The organism is Nocardia arthritidis NBRC 100137 (assembly GCF_001612765.1).
Taxonomy (GTDB): Bacteria; Actinomycetota; Actinomycetes; order Mycobacteriales; family Mycobacteriaceae; genus Nocardia; species Nocardia arthritidis.
In genome coordinates, this window is record NZ_BDBB01000037.1 from 55,253 (window position 1) to 73,685 (window position 18,433).

An 18,433-nucleotide genomic window follows, 5' to 3' on the forward strand; every position below is an offset into this window, starting at 1 on the left:
TTTCGCATACAACGATGCATTCCGGGCATCCGTGCGCCCCCGCGGGTACGCGGGCGCGGCGCTCAGAGCCGGTAGACGCGCCGCGCGTTGTCCGTGGTGATCTTCGCCAGTTCCAGCGGATCCTGGCCGCGCACTTCGGCCAGCGCCCGCACGGTGTACGGCAGGCAATACGGCTCGTTCGGCGCTCCGCGGAACGGATGCGGGGTCAGATACGGCGCGTCCGTCTCGACCAGGATCTGGTCGTCGGGCACCACCTTGGCCGCTTCGCGCAATTCGTGCGCGTTCTTGAAGCTCACCGTCCCGGAGAAGCTGAGGATGTAGCCCTCGGCCACGCAGGACAGCGCCATGTTCGTGTCCGAGGAGAAGCAGTGGAAGATCACCCGCTCCGGCGGGCCCTCGTCCAGCAGCACGGTGAGCAGGTCGTGATCGGCCTCGCGGTTGTGGATCATGAGCGGCTTGCGGACCCGCTTGGCCAGGTCGATGTGCCAGCGGAAACCCTCGATCTGGGTCTCGATGTCGGCGCAGCCGTCCAGCTTGCCCGGCCAGTAGTAATCGAGGCCGGTCTCGCCGACAGCGACCACCCGCGGGTCGTCGGCCAAGCGCTCCAGCTCGGCCTTGGCGTCGTCGTCGAGTGCGTTCGCCCTGGTCGGATGCAGCGCGACGGCGGCGTACACGCGATCGTCCCAGTGCGCGGCCCGCACCGCCCACTGCGCGGCGGCCAGGTCGTCGGCGACGGTGACCACTCGGCCGACGCCGACCGAGGCGGCGCGATCGACGATCGCGGCGGTGGACGCCGCGTCGGTCGCTCCGCAGGCGTCCAGGTGGGTGTGCGCGTCCACGATCGGCGACAGCGGCTCGGGCAGCTTCGGCGCGGGACGTCCCGCGCTCATCGGCGGCCACCGCGCGGTGCGGACGCGCAGACCCGCGCATCGGCGCAGGGCATATTCACGCGAGCGAAAGAATGCACGCGCATTACAGTAGACACACCATGAGCGAAGCTGACCGCCCCGCCTTCTACATCACCACGGCCATCGCCTACCCGAACGGCGCGCCGCACATCGGGCATGCGTACGAGTACATCTCGGCCGACGCCATCGCCCGCTTCAAGCGCCTCGACGGTTACGACGTGTTCTTCATGACCGGCACCGACGAACACGGCCAGAAGATGCAGCAGGCAGCGGCCGCCGAGGGCATCCCGGTGGAAGAGCTCTCGGCGCGCAACTCCGACGTGTTCGAGGCGATGGACAAGACGCTCGACATCTCCTTCGACCGGTTCATCCGCACCACCGACGCGGACCACCACGCCGCCAGCGTCGCCATCTGGGAGCGAATGCTGGCCAACGGCGACATCTACCTGGGCAACTACTCGGGCTGGTACTCGGTGCGCGACGAGGCGTTCTACACCGACGAGGAGACCACGGTGTTGGAGGACGGCACCCGCATCTCGACCGAGTCCAAGACGCCGGTCACCTGGACCGAGGAGTCGAACTACTTCTTCCGGCTGTCGGCCTACCAGGACAAGCTGCTGGCGCTCTACGAGGAGCACCCGGAGTTCATCGCGCCCGCCACCCGGCGCAACGAGATCGTCAGCTACGTCAAGGCGGGCCTGAAGGACCTCTCCATCTCGCGCACCACCTTCGACTGGGGTGTGCCGGTGCCCGGCCATCCCGACCACGTGATGTACGTCTGGGTGGACGCGCTGACGAACTACATCACCGGCGTCGGCTTCCCCGACACCTCCTCCGCCGCCTTCGGCAAGTTCTGGCCCGCCGACGTGCACATCATCGGCAAGGACATCACGCGGTTCCACACGGTGTACTGGCCCGCGTTCCTGATGTCGGCCGGTATCGAGCTGCCCAAACGCGTGTTCGTGCACGGGTTCCTGTACAACAAGGGCGAGAAGATGTCCAAGTCGGTCGGCAACGTGGTCGACCCGCTGGAACTGGTCGAGAACTACGGTTTGGACGCGGTGCGCTTCTTCCTGCTGCGGGAGATCTCCTACGGCCAGGACGGCAGCTACAGCCACGAGGCCATCGTGGGCCGGATCAACAGCGACCTGGCCAACGAGTTCGGCAATCTGGTGCAGCGCAGCACCAAGCTGGTCGCACGGGACTGCGGCGGCGTGGTGCCGACCCCCGGCGAGTTCACCGATGACGACCGCGCCCTGCTGGATCTGGCGGGCGGTCTGCTGGAGCGTTGCCGGGCCGAGTTCGACGCGCAGCAGATGCATCTCGCGCTGGAGGCGATCTGGCTGACCCTGGGCGAGACCAACCGGTATTTCTCCGCGCAGGCGCCGTGGGCGCTGGCGAAGTCCGGTACGCCGGAGGATCTCGCCCGCGAGGCGACCGTGCTGTACGTGACGCTGGAGGTGCTGCGCATCGTCGCGATCCTGGTGCAGCCGGTGCTGCCGGGGTCGGCGGGCCGCATCCTCGACCAGCTGGGGCAACAGAGCCGGACGTTCGCCGATATCGCGACCCCGATCGAGCCCGGGCTGACGCTGCCCGCGCCGGAACCGGTGTTCCCCAAGTACATCGAACCGAAGGACTGATCGTTCCGGCCCGCGCCAAGCAGGCTGGAACGATAAGGCGCACAACACTTTCGCCGTGTTGCGCGGCACCATGCCCACGGGTGGATCCACCTGCCTTCCCACCGTGGAATGCGTTGTCGGATAATGAAACACCGGTTCGCGGCCTGGCGACACCCCGGACCGTGTGCGATCGGTACGACGACGTTCCGTTCGGGATCGGTTCCGGCACAGAGAGGGCACACATGGGCCAGCAGCACGCGACGGCATCCGTTCACCGGTCCGGTTTCGCCGAGCGGCATCGGGCGGCACGCGAAGCCGTGCTCGCGTCGCAACGCGGCAGGCTGGTCGAGGCGATGGTGAAGTCCGTGGACAGCAAGGGCTATCCGGCCACCACGCTCACCGACATCGTGGCCACGGCCAGGGTTTCGCGCACCACCTTCTACGACCATTTCGCCAACAAAGAGGAGTGCTTCGCCGAGGCGGTGCACACCGGGGTCGACATCGTCGCGACCCGGATCGCCGAGGAACTCGCCCAGTTGCCGCCGGACGCCGACGCCTACGCGAAGATCGAATCCATCGTGGTGACCTTCTGCCGGACCGTCGCCACCGAGCCGGATTTCGCCCGGCTGGTGCTGGTGGAGTCGTTCAAGGTGAACCAGGAGGCCGTCGGCTACCGCGACCTGGCCGTCGACCGCTTCGCCCAGCTGTATCGGGTGTTCTACGACCAGGCGCGCGAGGCGGACCCGGCGCTGCCGGAACTCTCCGATGGGCTCATCGCCCTGATCCCGGACGCGATCGGCGAACGGACGCGGCGGGTCATCGTCTCCGACGGACCCGCGCGGGTGCCGGATCTGGCGCCGCTTTTCGTCGAGTTCGTCATGACCGCCCTCGGGTTGGCGGTTCCGTCCTGAACACCGCGACTGCCGTGCCGGCCTTCCGCTGTGCGCGGCAGGTACCCCACCGGCGGTCCGGTGAGGTACCTGGCGCGGGTCTCACTTCCAGCGGTCGAGCAAGGTCTCGATCTCCTTGGTCAGCACGGCCTGCAAGAAGGGGCCGAAGGTGATCCGTGCGACGCCCTGCTCGGCGAGTGCGGCCTTGTCGGCCTGGTCCGGCGCGACGGTGGCGCTGATCGGCAGCGGCAGCTCACCGGTCAGGCGGCGCATGTCGGCCTCGGTGTGGCGGCCCACCGGGAACAGCACGTCCGCGCCCGCCTCGGCGGCCAGCTTCAGGCGCTCGATGGCGCGGTCGACGCGATCGGACGCCTCGCCGTCCTGACGCAGGAACAGATCGGTACGCGCGTTGATCACCAGGTGCACACCCGCCGCGTCGGCGGCCTTGCGCAGGCCGTGCACGAGGTCGGCGTGCTCTTGTGCCGCGCGCAGCCGCTTGCCCTCGCTGTGCACGGTGTCCTCGATGTTGAGCCCGATCGCACCCGCTTCCAGCAGCCCGTCGACCAGCCGGGCGGGCTCCTGCCCGTAGCCCGACTCGATGTCGACCGACACCGGCACGTCCACCGCCGCCGTGATCTGCCGTACCCGGGTCATCGACTCGTCGAACGTCATCTTCTCCCCGTCCTCGCGGCCGATCGAGTCGGCCAGCGGGTGACTGCCGACCGTCAAGGCCGGAAAGCCCGCCGCCACGGCGACCTTCGCGGACCAGGCGTCCCACACCGTGGGGAAGACTCCGGGGTCCCCCGGCACGTGCAATCCGAGAAACGTCGTGGCCTTGCTCTCCAGAGAAGTCATACCGATGATCATGCCCGCCGCACCACTTCGGGTCGACCATGCGCGGCGGAGCGAAACCTCACAGGGAGGCGGTCGGGCCTACGGCGTGCGGCGCGCGGTGAGAACCGCGTCGTAGAGTTCGCGACGGGAAACGGCGTGGACGGCGGCGACCTCCGCGCAGGCGTCCTTGAGTCGGGCGCCCGCGGCGGTCAGTGATTCGACGGCGTCGACCAGGTCCGCGGGGTCGGCGGCGGAAGGCTGGGCGCCCGCGAGCACCACCGTGATCTCGCCGCGCGCGCCCTCGACGGCCCACTGGGCGAGTTCGGCCAGGGTGCCGCGCACGACTTCCTCGTAGGTCTTGGTCAGTTCTCGGCAGACGGCGGCGCGGCGGTCCGGACCGAGGATCTCGACCGCGTCGGCCAGGCAGTCGGCGAGCCGGTGCGGCGCCTCGAAGAAGACGCAGGCCCGTGATTCGGCGGCCAGCGTGCGCAACCATTCCCGGCGCTGGCCGGATTTACGCGGCGGGAATCCGTCGAAGCAGAACCGTTCCACCGGCAAGGCCGACAGCGCGAGCGCCGTAGTCACCGCCGAGGGGCCGGGCAGGCAGGTCACCGGCAGATCGCGCTCGACGCACGCCGCCACCATGCGGTAGCCGGGATCGCTCACCGACGGCATGCCCGCGTCGGTGACCAGCAGCACCGTGCGGCCGTCGGCGATCTCGTCGAGCAGCATCGGGATCCGCGCGGTCTCGACGTGGTCGTAGAAACTCACCACTCGGCCGGAGATCTCGACGCCGAGCGCCTTGGCCAGTGACCTGGTGCGCCGGGTGTCCTCGGCGGCCACCACGTCGGCGGTCGCCAGCGCCTCGCGCAGGCGCTGCGAGGCATCCCCGATGTCGCCCATCGGTGTCGCCGCGAGCACCAGCCTGCCGGTCGTCACTGTCGCTGTTCCGCCTCTCCGAGTAGTCAGGCCGTACAAGTCGGGTGTCGAAGGATCGCGTTCAGATCCTGCGTGGGGTGCTGCGCGAGGTCCGGGCGTACCCGATGAGTTACCCAGGTGCTGACGAAACCGTTTCGTAGCGTATTCCGGTCTCGGCGAAACCACCCAACGCGTACGGCCTGAACACCCGGAGAGGCGGCACAGCATACGATCGGGGCGTGACCCAGGTGACCGACCAGCGCGCGACCGCACGGTTCGGAACCGTGCCCTCCTGGTCGAGCCCGGGCCCGCTGCGGCCGCCGCCGGACTTCGGGCCTGACGACCGCCTGCGCGGCTGGCTGGTGACGGCGTTCCTCACCGCGATCGCGGCGGTGACCCGATTCACGATGCTCAACTACCCGACCGACGCCGGCACACCGGTGTTCGACGAGAAGCACTACGCCCCGCAGGCCTGGCAGATGCTCACCGGCGGCTGGGTGGAGGACAACCCCGGCTACGGGCTGGTGGTGCATCCTCCGGTCGGCAAGCAGTTCATCGCGATCGGCGAGGCGATATTCGGCTACAACGGCTGGGGCTGGCGCTTCACCGCCGCGCTGGCCGGAACCGTGCTGGTGCTGCTGGTGATCCGGATCGTGCGCCGGATGGCGCGCTCCACCCTGATCGGCGCGATCGCGGGCATCCTGCTGATCGCCGACGGGCTCACCTTCGTCTCCTCGCGCATCGGCATGCTCGACATCTTCATGGGGTTGTTCGTCACCGCCGCGTTCGGTTGCCTGATCGTCGACCGCGACGAGGTCCGCGCCCGGTTCGCCCGCGCGGACGCCGACGGCCGGATCGGCGTGACGGCCTGGGGGCCGCGCCTCGGGGTGCGCTGGTGGCGCTTCGGCGCGGGCGTGCTGCTCGGCCTGGCCTGTGGAACCAAATGGTCCGGCGTCTATTTCATCGCCGCCTTCGGCCTGCTGAGCGTCTACTACGATCTCGCCGCGCGACGCGACTACGGGGTGCGCCGTCCCTGGCTCGGCGTCGCGCTGCGCGATATCGGGCCCGCGCTCTACGCGCTGGTCCTCGTGCCCCTCGGCGTCTATCTGGCCGGCTACTGGGCCTGGTTCACGAGCGAGACGGGCGTGTACCGGTACATGCCCGGCAATCCGTCCGCGCCGACCGACCCGATCGGTACCGGCGGATTCTGGTCGCATGTGGTGCCGGGCGCGCTGCGTTCGCTCTGGTACTTCAACGCCAGGTCGCTGGAATTCCACACGGAGCTGACCAATTCGGCGGGCAACCATCACCCGTGGGAATCCAAACCGTGGACCTGGCCCATGGGTCTGCGCCCGATGCTGTACTACTACGCCGACAGCGGCGTCACCGGTTGCGGCCAGACGCAATGCGTGAAGGCGGTGATGCTGATCGGGACGCCCGCCATCTGGTGGGTCGCGGGTCCGGTACTGGCCTGGATGCTGTGGCGCGTCGTAACCCGTCGCGATTGGCGCTACGGCGCGGTGCTGGTCGGTTACGGCGCCGCGCTGCTGCCCTGGTTCGCCACGCTCGACCGGCAGATGTACTACTTCTACGCCGTCCCGATGGCCCCTTTCCTGGTGATGGGCGTGGCGCTGGCGCTCGGCGACGTGCTCGGCCCGGCGCACCCGAGCACTATTCCGCGCAGCCCCGCCGGGACCTATCTACCCGCCCCGCCGAACGAACGGCGCAGCCTCGGACTGCTCGCGGTCTGTCTCTACCTGGGCCTGGTTATCGCCAACTTCATCTGGCTCTGGCCGATTCTCACCGCCCTGCCGATCACCCCCGGCAATTGGCACGACCATCTCTGGTTGCCGAGCTGGCGGTAACGGCTCACCCTTCCAAAGCCGCCTGCACGTAACGCAGGGCCGTGGCGTCGTCCAATCCCAATCTGCGCACCGTCGCGACGTAGGCGGTAGCCGCGCGGCCCGCGACGTCGCGGGTGGGGTCACCGGACGACGCGATGAACGAGCCTTGCCTGCCCCGTGTTTCGACCACGCCGTCGGCCTCCAGCTCACGGTAGGCGCGCGCCACCGTGTTGGGCGCGAGGCCGAGTTGCGCGGCCAGGGCGCGGACGGTCGGGATCTTGGTTCCGGCCGTCAGCTCGCCGGAGCGCACCTGGGCGATGACGGCGAGGCGTAGCTGCTCGTAGGGCGGCACAGCGGATTCGTGGGAGACCGTGACGGTGAACATGCCCGCGCTCACAAGTCGTCTCGGGACAGCGGGCAGGACAGGCAGCGAGGTCCGCCGCGGCCGGAGCCCAACTCGGAGCCGGGGATGCGCAGCACCTCGATGCCCGCGTCCTCCAGCCTGGCGTTGGTCATCTCGTTGCGCTCGTAGGCGACCACCACGCCGGGAGCGAGGGCGAGGGTGTTGTTGCCGTCGTCCCACTGCTCGCGTTCGGCGGTGACCCCGTCCAGCCCCGTGTCGATCACCCGCAGCTTGCCGATGCCCATGGCCTCGGCGGCCGCGGGCAGGAACGGGTCCGGGCCGCTGATGCCGACCCGTCCGCTGCCGGACCGTCCGCCGTAATCGTCCTCCTTGCGAATCGTGAAGGCGCACAGCGACTCGCGCACCGCCGGGTACATCACGACGGCGTCCGCGTCGACCATGGTGCACACCGTGTCCAGGTGCATGGTCGCGCGGGTCTGCACGATCGGCACCACGAGCACGGTGTGGGCGAGGTCGTCGTCGAACAAGCTGCGCGCCAACGCTTCCGCACCCGCGGGTGAGGTGCGCTCCCCGACGCCCACCGCGACCACACCCTCCGACAACAGCAGCACGTCGCCACCTTCGATCGGAGCGGTATGCGATTCGTAGGCGCGGCGCACCCCGAGAAACCGGGGATGGAAGGCGTAGATGAGGTCGGTCAGCGAGGTCTCCCTGCCGCGGGCGGGCAGCGCGAGCGAGGTGATCGCGACACGCGGACCGACCCAGAACGAGGAGTCTCTGGTGAACAGCAGATTGGGCAGCGGATCGATGACGAAGTCGCCGCCATGGTGCATGCGGCGCACCAGCGAGGTGGCATCGGGCCCGAAGGGCAACTCGTCGAAGGTCATTCCCGCCACCAGGATCTCGGCCAGTTCCGTGGCGGGCACACCGCGCAGGAATGCGGCCAGCTCGTCGGCCAGCGTGTGCCCGAGCCTGCGCGCGTCGACCGCGGCGGCGATGCCCTGGATGCGGGCGGCACCGCTGACCTCGATGGTTTCGGCGAGCAGGTCCGACAACAACAGCACCTCGGTGCCGCGGCCACGCAGGACTTCGGCGAAGGCGTCGTGCTCCTGCTGCGCGCGCTCCACCCAGGGGATGCCGTCGAACAGCAGCTGATCGTTGTTGCGCGGGGTAAGCCTGCGCAGCTCGTTGCCCGGCCGGTGCAGCAGCACCGTACGCAGCGTGCCGACTTCGGACGTCACGGCCAAGCGCGCACCCTCCTGCGCGGATACAGCATCTGCTCCCATGATCAGACCGTAGTGCGCCGAGGCCCGGAGAGCACGGAATTCCCGGCTTCGGATGCCGATCGCCCGCGATCACCGAATCCGGTCCCGACACCTCCGTACCTCAAGTATTGTTGAGGTGATTGGGAGGAGCGTGCATGTCGACAGCAGCCGATTGGCGGGCGAAAGAGCTGACCCCCGGGCAGCTCTCCGAGCGTAGTGGAGTCGCGGTCTCCGCGTTGCACTTCTACGAACGCGAGGGGCTCATCACGAGTAGACGTACCAGCGGCAATCAGCGCAGATATGCCCGCGAGACGTTGCGCCGCGTGGCGTTCATCCGTATCTCCCAGCGCGTCGGCATACCGCTGAGCGAGATCCGGGCCGCACTCGATCAGCTGCCCGAGGGGCGCACCCCCACCCGGCGCGACTGGGAGGCCCTGTCCACCGTCTGGCGGGCCGATCTCGACGACCGGATCACCCAGCTGATCCGCCTGCGCGACAGCCTCACCGGCTGCATCGGCTGCGGCTGCCTGTCGCTGGGCAGCTGCCGCCTGGTCAACGAGCACGACCGGCTCGGCGCCGAGGGACCAGGCGCCCGCGTGCTCGACGTACAGCTCAACTGCCCGTCGAAGCCAGCAGCCTGCTGAAACGCGCACTCGTGCGCCGCATCACGTACTCGTAGGGAAACGCGAATTTGCGCGCCCACCAATATCCGAAGCGGATGTCGAACGAGCTGTAGACCAGGAACCGGTTGCGTTCGATCCCGCGCAGGATCGCCGCGGCCACCCGTTCCGGCGGCACCGCGTGCTCGGCGAAAGCCGCGGTGAGCCGCTTGATCCTCGGGTCCTCCTTGTTCACCCCGGCCAGCTCGACGCTCTGCACCAGCGGCGTGTTCACCGCGCCCGGCGCCACCAAGTGCACCGTGATGCCGTGTTGCGCCAGATCGAAACGCAGCACCTCCGACACGCCGCGAATGCCGTATTTGCCCGCGCTGTAGGCCGCGTGCCAGGGCAGCGCGAGCAGTCCCGCCGCGGAAGACACGTTGACCAGCGCACCGCCCTTGCCCGCGCGCACCATGGGCGGCACGAAGGTCTCGATGACGTGGATCGGGCCCATCAGGTTGACCTCGACCATGCGCCGCCAGTGCTTGTGCTCCAGGTTCTCCACGGTCCCCCACACCGAGGTGCCCGCGATGTTCATGACGACGTCCAGGCTGCCGAGTTCGGCGTGCGCCCGGTCGGCGAAGGCGCGCACCGCGTCGTAGTCGGTGATGTCCAGTGCTTCCGCCAGGGCGACGCGACCGCCCGCGGCGCGGATGTCGGTCACCGTGGCGTCCAGGCCCTCGGCATTGATGTCGGTGAGCACCAACTCGGCGCCGTCCGTGGCGGCGGCCAGCGCGGTGGCCCGGCCGATGCCGCTCGCGGCGCCCGTGACCAGAACCTTCGCATCGCGCATCGTCGTTCGCCCTGCTCGCCCACGGCCTCTACCCAGCACTGCGCATCCCATCTCGAATCGCCGAATCGGTTCTCCGCAGGGTAGTCCAGTGGGCGGCCGCCGACCGGGACGCCGCTAACGGCCCAGAACCGCGAGCATGCCCGCGACGGCTCGCGGCCAGGTGAACTGCTCGGCGCGGCTACGCGCGGCGCGGCGGCGACCGGCCTGTGGCATAGCGAGTACGTCGCTGACCGCCCGCGCGAACGCGGAGGGATGGTCGGCGGCCACCGCGCCGCAGTCGGCGGTCACGATGTCGGCCAAGGCGGAGGATCGGCTGGCCACCACGGGGGTGCCCGCCGCGAGCGCTTCCAGCGCCGCGAGGCCGAAGGTCTCGTGCGGGCCCGGCGCCAGCGAGACGTCCGCGGTGGCGAGCAGCTTGGCGACCATCGCGCGTTCGGAGATGAAGCCGGTGAAGTGCACGGCGGGCACGCCGCCCGGCAGCGGTGCCAGCGCGCGGGCCCGCCGCTGTAGCGCGTCCCGGCGCGGACCGTCCCCGGCGACGACCAAACGCGCCTCGACACCCGCCTCCCGCAGCGCGCCGATCGCCTCGATGCTGCGATCCACCCGTTTCTCGACCGACAACCGGCCGCAGTGCACCAGCAGCGGATGACCCGGCACGCCGAGATCGGCGCGCAGCCTGCGATCGCGCCGGTGCGGGCTGAACAGCTCGAGGTCCACCCCGAGCGGGACCAACTCCACGTTCGCCGCGCCGATGCGCAGGAACTCCTCGCGGGCGAACTCGGTGGTGCACACGACCATGTCGTAGTCGGTGGCGGTGCGCCGGTTGGCCACGTCGGCGCAGCGCCGCGCCAGCGGACCGGGCAGCACCTGACCGAGCAGCCGGTCGAGCCGCTCGTGCGAGATCATCACGCCGGTCACGTCGCGCCGCCGCGCCCAGCGGCCGAAGCCGCGCAGTGTCAGCCGGTCGGACACCTCGAGCACGTCGGGCCGCAATCCGTCCAGGACATCGGCCACCCGGCGTGGATCCGCCGCGCGGTAGCCACCGGTCCACGGAATGGCCAGCGCGGGCAGCGTGATCCGCGCGACCCCGGTGGGCAGGATCTCCTCCGACCGGCGCGGACCGGGCACGATCAGCGCCACGTCGTGTCCGGCGGCGACATACCCCTCCCCCAGGTGGTGCAGCGCCGTGCGCAGCCCACCCGAACGCGGGCCGTAGAAGTTCGCAAGCTGAACTATGCGCACGCGGCCGATCGTGCAGCGCATCGGGGCACCCGCGCCCAACGGTGCGTGAACGGCCGTGAAAGACCCGGATAACCGGCGGCTGCGGCCGTGATCTCAGTGCGCGGGCAATCCGCGCCCGGCCCGGGGCAGATCCAGATCGAGGGGGATGCGGCCCGCGGTGAGATGCGTTTCGACCTGCTCGGCGGGCATCGGCTTGGCGATCAGGAAGCCCTGTGCGCGGTAGCAGCCGAGGCCGACCAGGGTGCGCGCGGCGACCGCCGTCTCGACGCCCTCGCCGACGACGCCGAGCCCGAACGAGCCGGCCAGGCCGATGATGGATTTCACGATGGCCAGATCGTCGGTGCTGGCGCCGAGCCGCTGCACGAACCCCCGATCGATCTTCACCGCGTCCACCGGCAGCGCCTTCAGATGCGACAGCGAGCTGTAGCCGGTGCCGAAGTCGTCGATGGCGATCTGCACGCCCATCCGCTTCAGTCCGCGCAGCGTGACCTGGGTCCGGGCCAGGTCCTGCACCACGACGTGCTCGGTGATCTCCAGGCACACCGAGCTGCCATCGATGCCGAACAGGCGAAGGATGTCCTCGATGCGTTCGACGAAGTCGAGGCTGACCAGCTGCACCGGCGAGACGTTGATGCGCATCACCACATTGCCCGCCAGGCCGCGCCTGCGCCATTCGGCGAACTGCGCGCACGCCGACCGGATCACCCAGCGCCCCAGCTCCCCGGCCAGGTTGGTGGCCTCGGCGACGGTGACGAACGCGGCCGGCGGCAGCAACCCCCTGGTCGGGTGCAGCCAGCGGACCAGCGCCTCCAACGCCACGATGCGGCCCGTGCGTAGATCCACCTCGGGCTGGTAGTGCAGCAGCAGCGACCCGTCCGACACCGCGCCGCGCAGATTGAGCTCCACGTCGTCCTGGAGTTCGAATTGCGCGCGCATGGTGTCGGTGAACACCGCGACGCCGTTGCCGCCGCCCGATTTCGCCGACAACAAGGCGTGATCGGCGCGGCGCAGCACGTCGGCGACGGTGGTCTCGCCGGGGAAGCCGAGCGCTACGCCGACGCTCGCGCCCCGGCTGACCGACTCGCCGCCGACGGTGACGCGCCGGGCGATCAACTGCTGGATGCGGTTGGCCTCGTATTCGGCGGCCACCGCGTCCATGGGCTTGGCGGGAACGATGACGAATTCGTCGCCACCCAGCCGGGCGATCATGTCGTTGGGGTCCAAGTTCTCCCGCAACCGCGTCGACAACGTGCGGATGAAATTGTCCCCGGCGGTGTGACCGAGGAAATCGTTCAGAGCTTTCAAGCGATCCAGGTCGAGGAAGAAGGCAGCCACCGGGCCGGGGCTGCCGGTGCGTAATCGCTCCTCCATGTGCTCGAGCAGCGCGCGCCGATTCGCCAGGCCGGTCAGGTCGTCGTGCAGCGCGATATATCGGAGACGTTCCTCCGCGACCACCCGCGCCTGCAATTGCGCGAACAGCGCCGCGATCGCTTTCAGCACATTGAGTTCGCGATTGCTCCACTCGCGATCGCCGGACTTGACGAAGCCGAGCACGCCGGTCGGCTCGCCCCGCGACAGCAGCGGCACGGCGGCCGAGGTCACCCCCACGATGCCGGAACCGCGGCGGACGGTCTCCTGGTAGTCGGCGAACTCCGGGGTCGGGCGCGCGACCATCGGCTCGGTCGCGTTCTCCAGCGCACGGAACACGGGATCGGCCCCGTCGAAGTAGATCACGCCGAGCGGGTCGGGATCGGGAACGTTCTGCCGGTGCGGCCACTCCGCGACGAGCACGGTTGCCCGGCGTTCGCGGTCGGTGTGCCGCACGTAGCTGAAATCCACGTCGAAGTACTCGACCAGTTGAGCGAGCACGCGTTCGGTGGCGGCGACCATGGTCGTGGCGTCCACACCCATGAGCTCAGAGGCGACCTGGGTCACCAACGAGTCGAGTGTCCGCCGTGGCACATTGTCTCCGATCGCGCTAACTACTGGTGTCCACACCGAGCACCGGACGCCGCCTGCTGCGTACGGTGGCGGCGGAGGCGTAGCTCAGGCGAAGCACCAACGCCATGGTCTCATGCTCAGGCACTTCCAGCAGGTCCAGGAAACGGCCCTGAAGTGACGCTAGTGTATCCGCGAAGTCGGGGGAAATCGCAGCAAGTTCGCCACGACGTCGGGCGTAGAGGTATACGGGGGAAATCGGTTGCACACACAATCCGAGGCGCTCGGCCTGCACCCACACCCGCGTGACCGCCGCTCCGGCCGCGGCGTAGTCGGCCAATCGCGGGTCGATCGCGTCGAATGTCACCGCCAGAATGGCGGAGCTGGAGCGCACCCGGTCACCGGTGTATTTGCCGAGCGCCGAACCGCCCGCCCAGGATCGCAACTGCGCCACGACGTCGGCGCGGGTGGTGATCTCGAATGCCGCCCACTCGTCGTCGGTCAGCTCCAGGCTGCGCGCGTCGATTCCGGTCTCCAGGTTGTCGTCGGAGGCCCAACGGACCTCGGCGAGCATTTCCTCGTATAAGCGCGGCGTGAGATAGCGGATTCGATCGGAATCGCCCAGCAAACGGGCAGCTTCTTCGATGTCGTGCCGATCCACGATCGTGCGCACGTGCGCCCCGGCCGATTCGGCGACCGCCGTGAGCGAGTCGAGTACACCGTCGGCCGGCCCGGCCCCCGTGCCGATCCTGCGGTTGGTCTCGCGGCGCAGCACAGCGGGATAGTCGGCGGCCAGCTCGGCACCACGGTCGTTCCCCAGTCGCAGGCGGGCGAGGAGACGACCGGACCCCGGCGGGCCCTCGACGAACTCGTACGGCCCGAGAATCCCGTGCGCGGCGGCGGCGACCCGCGCGTTGTACACGGCCGCGCCGAGCGCGACGGCACTGCCGCGATAGCCGATGTCCATCGCCGTGCTGTGTTGCGGCGCCAGTTCGATGGAGATCTCCCCGGCCTCGGCGCGCAGCGACCACGGCTGCGTATTTCCACCGGACGGCGCCCGTTGCGCGCAGGCCAGGACGCTTTCGACGGGTCCTGCGACCGGCTCGGGCGGTGCCTGCGCCCACACCGGCTCATCGTTCGGCGGCGGGTCGGCCAGTTCGTCGAGATGCCGCTCCACATCGACCCGGACTCGACCGGAAGCCAGCTTCATCCCCAGTCCGATGCGCCGTACCGCGGCGACCACGCTCGCGGCGCCCAGGGTGACGTCACCGGCCAGCTGCGGCCAGCTGGTCACCGTCTCGCCGACTTCCACCAGGCTGGCGCCCAGCCGCGGCGACAGCCCGGCGGCGCCGAGCAGCTTCACCACGAACGGCGCCTTCTCTCGCGACGTCAGCCCGCGCAGATCCTTCGCGCGAACCTCGCCGAGCAATCCGTGAAACGCCGGACGCCCCGGTTCGAGATCGAAACGCTCGACATCCAGCAAACCGCGGTCACTGGTTTCCATCAGCACCGGAATACGATGCCGGGCCGCCGCCTCGCGAATCACCAGTTTCATATCGAGGGAATCGCATTCCTCGACCAGGATCGCGAGGCCGTCCAAGAATTCGTCCGCCGAATTCTCGTCCACACCGGCCGCGAAGATCTCCACCGGAAGATAGGGATCCAACTCCGCGATACGACGCGCGGTCACCACCGCTTTATTCACGCCGACGTCGAACACCGTTCCCGCCACCCGGTTGAGATTGGATAATTCGATTTCGTCCAGATCGGCCAAGCGCAGCCCGCCGCAAATGCCCTCGAGTGCGAGCAGTTGCGCGATCGCGTTTCCCGCGCTTTGTCCGATGATCCCGATGACGTGTTCGGCCAGACGCTCCTGTTCGGCTCTGGTCAGTTTGTTCCGATTGCGATCCAGCCGAATCAACCGGAAAGTACGCGGCCCCGGCAATCCGACCACCGCCGCGCGCCACGGATAGTAGATCCAGCGATCCGCTTCGGGCCCCTCCGGGATATCCGGCGCGGCGACCATCTTGCCGCGCTCGGCGCGCAACGACGCACGCAGGTCGCGCAATTCGACGTGCGGGTCGTCGCGCAGGCCTTCTAGCGTCCGCGCATCCGCCGGATCGGCCGGGTCGAGGATCAGCGGCCGATATTCCGCCACTCGGTTCCGGTCATCGCCCATGGCCGCGCCGGCCCTCCGTCGCCCGGCCGACCCCGCACCGCGTGTCGAGCGGACGCGCGGTGGGCAAGCCGAGCGCGTCCTGCTCGGCTCGCGTCGCGGACCGCTGCGATTCCTCGGCGAACGCGCCATAGCTTCGCGTATCCCACCACAGCGGAACGGTTCGGTAGCGCTCGTCCGGATACGGCACCGCCGGGATGCGCTCGGCCGCGACCGCACCGCACGCCTCGTGCCGGGACACGGTGAAGGAGGCGACCGTCGCGAAGCCGTACCGTGCGCCGAGCAGGCGCGCGCCGTGCAGCACGGTGCGCGAGATCGCGGCGCCGAGTTCCCCCCGGTGGGCCGCGTCGCGGGCGACCCATGCTCCCTTGGCCTCGATCACGCCGTGCGGAATCCGGTCGGCGATCATCCGCCGCAGGTCGTCCGCACCTGGATGACCAGCCCATTCGACCAGCGCGTGCGCCTGCCGCGCGTCGACGTAGGGCCCTTGCATCCGCGTCCCGGCGACCATATCGCCGCCGGCGTCGAGCGCGGCGAAGAACAGCGACGTCGACGCACCGTCGGCGACGGCGTCGTATTCGAGCGCCTGTTCGACTCCGAATCGCCGGTAAACCTCGCGCGCCCCGTTCAGATACCGGCGCCAGAGTTCCGGCTGACCACTCGGTTCGGAGACAAAGAACGCACACTCGGATTGCGCGTCGTAATACCGTTGCACTCCCCGCCCACGGGAGTTCTTCGGCACGACTGCAATCAGATCCACAGTCATGTTGTTCCACTCCATCGCCGCGCTGCCCTGCGCGATAGTCCAGCCCGATGCAGCCCCCCACGGCCCCGAGCCGAGACGAAGTTGCCCAGGGCAGTATCCGTCATCGGACAGGAATTGACCAGCCGTCCGGCTAATCTTCCGAAAACTCTGCGGTACATGCAATATTTCCGCAGGTCAAACCCGGCGCAATCGCTATCGGAAATAACGAGGAGACCAGTCGGTTCGAGTGTAGTTACTGTTTAGCAAGCTATACGAGGATGGAAATGAACAACTCGACCGAATCCGGCCCGTGCCAGATCTCGATCTCTTCCCGATAAGCCCTGGTTATCTCGGCGGACGCCGTCGCGTCGTCTACCTGCGCCCAGACGTCTTCGACGGGATCGTGATAGTCGCCATTCGGCGCAAAACGGGCATAAACGCCTTTCGGCACCCGCACCAAGACATCGCCCACCGGCACGGCGTCCGGGGACGGGTACTCGAAGCAGACCACCGCGTTGTAGTTCCCGGCCGGGTCCGGCACGTACACCGTGTGCATCGGATGGTCGTCGCCGGCCCGGTCGCGCAGCCGGTCTTTGAGGAAATCGATCAGATCACTGTTGCTGACCTTGAAGCTCGGGCGCACCCGCGGCACCACCAGCCCGCCGTAGATCGCCTCGGCACGCACCACGATCGCATAGCTCATCGCGCGTCGACCGCCAGGTACAGATCGATCTTGTATGCGTGCGGGTAGCACTCGAAATCACCCGTGTAGGTCCGTTTGATCTGGTTGTGCTCCTCGGCGTAGGCGATCTGCGTCCACAGGTCGGTCATCACCTGCGGAAAATTGCCTACGGAGGAGAACCGGGCGTAGGCGCCGCCCGGCAGCCGAGCGACCAGATGCCCGCGGGTGACGTCGTCGAACGACGCGCACTGATAGCCGACGATCTGCGTGTTGTAGGTGCCCAGCTCGCCGGTGTAATCGGTGTAGGCGCTGGCCAGCGGGCCGCCGAGCTCCTGATGCAGCACCGCGGCCCAGGCGGCTTCCAGATCACGGTCACGCAGTTCCCCGAGCGCACGTTTGGGGCTGCGCACCGGCAGCCCGGCAACCCACGTCTCGTCCCGCTCGACGATTTCAAACTGCATGGAAAGACTCTTTCGGAGAAAGCCGGAGGTGAACCACCGCGTCCGGTCGGTCGGAATCGCCATGCTACCAACCCGAACCGGGTGGTACCGATCACACATCGCCCCCGGCGACCGCGCGATCACCCTGCTGAACTGGACAGATGTCCGAAGCGGTACGGTCCGGACGGAGGCGATCGGCGGCCGACGGCACCGGCGGGTCGCGCTGATGCATAGTGGGCATGATCGTCCGGTTCGCCCCTCGGGCACCTCCGAACGGAGTTCTGATGTATGAGACGCCGATCTCCGACCGGCACCGCCGCGCCGCCGACCCGAACAGCCGGTACTGACATGTGCCGGACCATCGCCGAACTCGACTCGGCGGTCGCCGACTGCTTCGCCTGCCCGCGTCTGGTCGCCTGGCGAGAACTCGTCGCGAGACAGAAGCGCGCCGCCTTCCGCGACCAGACCTATTGGGGCCGCCCGGTCCCCGGCTTCGGCCCGGCGGACGCGCGAATGCTGATCGTCGGACTCGCGCCCGCCGCGCACGGCGGCAACCGGACCGGACGGATGTTCACCGGCGACCGTAGCGGCGACGTGCTCTACGCGGCACTGCACGCGGTCGGCCTCGCCAACCAGCCGACCGCGATCAGCCTCGACGACGGCCTGCGGCTCGACGGCGTGCGGATCACCGCTCCGGTGCATTGCGCGCCGCCGGACAACAAGCCGACACCCGAGGAACGGGATCGCTGCGGCCACTGGCTGGATACCGAATTGCGGCTGCTGAGGCCCACCCTCCGGTCGGTGGTGGTCCTCGGCGCGTTCGGCTGGCAGGCGTTGCTCCCGGTGCTGGCCCGGGCGGGCTGGGTGGTGCCGCGCCCGCGACCGCGCTTCGGGCACGGCGCGCAGGTGGAACTGGCCGCGACCGATGCCGACCGGAACCCGCTGCACCTGTTCGGCTGCTATCACGTCAGTCAGCAGAACACCTTCACCGGACGACTCACTCCGGCCATGCTCGAGGCGGTACTCGCCGACGCGGCCGCGACCGCCGGGCTCGAGGTGCGGCGAAGCCACCCACCGCGCGGGTGATCGCTCCCGCATCGCCGCTGTCGCGCGAAC

17 protein-coding genes are annotated in these 18,433 nt (G+C 68.9%); 5 read left to right on the top strand and 12 right to left on the bottom strand.

The genetic code is table 11. The features are described 5' to 3' along the window. Window positions 1–62: 62 nt before the first annotated feature. Window positions 63–890, bottom strand: a complete 828-nt coding sequence (locus NA8_RS23950; RefSeq protein ID WP_063052597.1) for a TatD family hydrolase — start codon at window positions 888–890, stop codon at window positions 63–65. Between the two features lie 71 nt (window positions 891–961). Between NA8_RS23950 and metG the strand changes: the two genes are divergently transcribed. After that, window positions 962–2,548, top strand: a complete 1,587-nt coding sequence (gene metG / locus NA8_RS23955) for a methionine--tRNA ligase (RefSeq protein WP_084467047.1) — start codon at window positions 962–964, stop codon at window positions 2,546–2,548. A 221-nt stretch (window positions 2,549–2,769) separates the two neighbouring features. Continuing rightward, the gene (locus tag NA8_RS23960; RefSeq protein WP_063052599.1) at window positions 2,770–3,438 is read left to right on the top strand and encodes a TetR/AcrR family transcriptional regulator; all 669 of its coding nucleotides are present in this window, start codon (window positions 2,770–2,772) and stop codon (window positions 3,436–3,438) included. Window positions 3,439–3,519: 81 nt separating this feature from the next. Here NA8_RS23960 and NA8_RS23965 read toward each other — a convergent pair whose 3' ends face one another. Both NA8_RS23965 and rsmI read right to left on the bottom strand, forming a co-directional pair. Further along, complete coding sequence (locus NA8_RS23965) at window positions 3,520–4,272, bottom strand: isocitrate lyase/PEP mutase family protein (RefSeq protein WP_063052631.1); 753 nt, start codon at window positions 4,270–4,272, stop codon at window positions 3,520–3,522. A 78-nt stretch (window positions 4,273–4,350) separates the two neighbouring features. After that, window positions 4,351–5,190 carry a 16S rRNA (cytidine(1402)-2'-O)-methyltransferase gene (gene rsmI / locus NA8_RS23970; RefSeq protein WP_281199172.1) on the bottom strand — a complete coding sequence of 280 codons (840 nt, stop codon included), beginning with the start codon at window positions 5,188–5,190 and terminating at the stop codon, window positions 4,351–4,353. A 218-nt stretch (window positions 5,191–5,408) separates the two neighbouring features. On the opposite strand from rsmI, the gene NA8_RS23975 reads away from it, so the two are divergent. Then, window positions 5,409–7,034, top strand: coding sequence for a dolichyl-phosphate-mannose--protein mannosyltransferase (locus NA8_RS23975; protein WP_084467048.1), 1,626 nt, complete (start codon window positions 5,409–5,411; stop codon window positions 7,032–7,034). Between the two features lie 4 nt (window positions 7,035–7,038). Here the strand turns inward: NA8_RS23975 and NA8_RS23980 are convergent, their stop codons facing one another. Together NA8_RS23980 and arcA are read right to left on the bottom strand one after the other, a co-directional pair. After that, window positions 7,039–7,398: a GntR family transcriptional regulator gene (locus NA8_RS23980; protein WP_063052633.1), complete on the bottom strand. Its 360-nt coding sequence runs from the start codon at window positions 7,396–7,398 to the stop codon at window positions 7,039–7,041. 8 nt (window positions 7,399–7,406) lie between these two features. Beyond that, entirely contained in the window at window positions 7,407–8,663 is a 1,257-nt protein-coding gene (gene arcA, locus NA8_RS23985; RefSeq protein ID WP_063052600.1) for an arginine deiminase, read from the bottom strand. A 134-nt stretch (window positions 8,664–8,797) separates the two neighbouring features. Between arcA and soxR the strand changes: the two genes are divergently transcribed. Further along, a complete protein-coding gene (gene soxR, locus NA8_RS23990) occupies window positions 8,798–9,286 on the top strand; it encodes a redox-sensitive transcriptional activator SoxR (protein WP_040869825.1) in 489 nt (162 codons plus the stop codon). On the opposite strand, the gene NA8_RS23995 is transcribed toward soxR, so the two are convergent. The 7 genes from NA8_RS23995 to NA8_RS24025 form a co-directional block, all read right to left on the bottom strand. Further along, complete coding sequence (locus NA8_RS23995; protein ID WP_063052601.1) at window positions 9,255–10,094, bottom strand: SDR family oxidoreductase; 840 nt, start codon at window positions 10,092–10,094, stop codon at window positions 9,255–9,257. The genes soxR and NA8_RS23995 overlap by 32 nt on opposite strands. Before the next feature lie 114 nt (window positions 10,095–10,208). Continuing rightward, window positions 10,209–11,336, bottom strand: a complete 1,128-nt coding sequence (locus tag NA8_RS24000; RefSeq protein ID WP_063052635.1) for a glycosyltransferase — start codon at window positions 11,334–11,336, stop codon at window positions 10,209–10,211. A gap of 93 nt (window positions 11,337–11,429) precedes the next feature. Further along, window positions 11,430–13,247, bottom strand: coding sequence for a putative bifunctional diguanylate cyclase/phosphodiesterase (locus NA8_RS24005; RefSeq protein WP_063052636.1), 1,818 nt, complete (start codon window positions 13,245–13,247; stop codon window positions 11,430–11,432). Window positions 13,248–13,314: 67 nt separating this feature from the next. Continuing rightward, window positions 13,315–15,453, bottom strand: coding sequence for an Rv1355c family protein (locus NA8_RS24010; RefSeq protein ID WP_063052602.1), 2,139 nt, complete (start codon window positions 15,451–15,453; stop codon window positions 13,315–13,317). Continuing rightward, window positions 15,443–16,216, bottom strand: coding sequence for a hypothetical protein (locus tag NA8_RS24015; RefSeq protein WP_174550128.1), 774 nt, complete (start codon window positions 16,214–16,216; stop codon window positions 15,443–15,445). Before NA8_RS24015 ends, NA8_RS24010 begins: the two co-directional genes overlap by 11 nt. Before the next feature lie 247 nt (window positions 16,217–16,463). Then, window positions 16,464–16,898: an effector binding domain-containing protein gene (locus NA8_RS24020; protein ID WP_063052603.1), complete on the bottom strand. Its 435-nt coding sequence runs from the start codon at window positions 16,896–16,898 to the stop codon at window positions 16,464–16,466. Next, complete coding sequence (locus NA8_RS24025; RefSeq protein ID WP_063052638.1) at window positions 16,895–17,338, bottom strand: GyrI-like domain-containing protein; 444 nt, start codon at window positions 17,336–17,338, stop codon at window positions 16,895–16,897. The genes NA8_RS24020 and NA8_RS24025 overlap by 4 nt, the downstream gene beginning before the upstream one ends. A 327-nt stretch (window positions 17,339–17,665) precedes the next feature. Here NA8_RS24025 and NA8_RS24030 point away from each other — a divergent pair, with 327 nt between their 5' ends. Further along, window positions 17,666–18,403 (top strand): uracil-DNA glycosylase, encoded by a 738-nt coding sequence (locus tag NA8_RS24030; RefSeq protein WP_063052604.1) that lies wholly within the window; start codon window positions 17,666–17,668, stop codon window positions 18,401–18,403. The last annotated feature ends 30 nt before the right edge of the window (window positions 18,404–18,433 follow it).

Bases quoted from the DNA above. Each gene is read 5' to 3' on its own strand.
- NA8_RS23960 (WP_063052599.1), top strand. From the start codon at position 2,770: ATGGGCCAGCAGCACGCGACGGCATCCGTTCACCGGTCCGGTTTCGCC.
- NA8_RS23950 (WP_063052597.1), bottom strand. From the start codon at position 890: ATGAGCGCGGGACGTCCCGCGCCGAAGCTGCCCGAGCCGCTGTCGCCG.
- NA8_RS23980 (WP_063052633.1), bottom strand. From the start codon at position 7,398: ATGTTCACCGTCACGGTCTCCCACGAATCCGCTGTGCCGCCCTACGAG.
- NA8_RS24025 (WP_063052638.1), bottom strand. From the start codon at position 17,338: ATGCAGTTTGAAATCGTCGAGCGGGACGAGACGTGGGTTGCCGGGCTG.
- soxR (WP_040869825.1), top strand. From the start codon at position 8,798: ATGTCGACAGCAGCCGATTGGCGGGCGAAAGAGCTGACCCCCGGGCAG.
- NA8_RS23995 (WP_063052601.1), bottom strand. From the start codon at position 10,094: ATGCGCGATGCGAAGGTTCTGGTCACGGGCGCCGCGAGCGGCATCGGC.
- NA8_RS24030 (WP_063052604.1), top strand. From the start codon at position 17,666: ATGTGCCGGACCATCGCCGAACTCGACTCGGCGGTCGCCGACTGCTTC.
- metG (WP_084467047.1), top strand. From the start codon at position 962: ATGCACGCGCATTACAGTAGACACACCATGAGCGAAGCTGACCGCCCC.
- NA8_RS24015 (WP_174550128.1), bottom strand. From the start codon at position 16,216: ATGACTGTGGATCTGATTGCAGTCGTGCCGAAGAACTCCCGTGGGCGG.
- NA8_RS24020 (WP_063052603.1), bottom strand. From the start codon at position 16,898: ATGAGCTATGCGATCGTGGTGCGTGCCGAGGCGATCTACGGCGGGCTG.
- NA8_RS24005 (WP_063052636.1), bottom strand. From the start codon at position 13,247: ATGGGTGTGGACGCCACGACCATGGTCGCCGCCACCGAACGCGTGCTC.
- NA8_RS24010 (WP_063052602.1), bottom strand. From the start codon at position 15,453: ATGGGCGATGACCGGAACCGAGTGGCGGAATATCGGCCGCTGATCCTC.
- arcA (WP_063052600.1), bottom strand. From the start codon at position 8,663: ATGGGAGCAGATGCTGTATCCGCGCAGGAGGGTGCGCGCTTGGCCGTG.
- NA8_RS23965 (WP_063052631.1), bottom strand. From the start codon at position 4,272: ATGACTTCTCTGGAGAGCAAGGCCACGACGTTTCTCGGATTGCACGTG.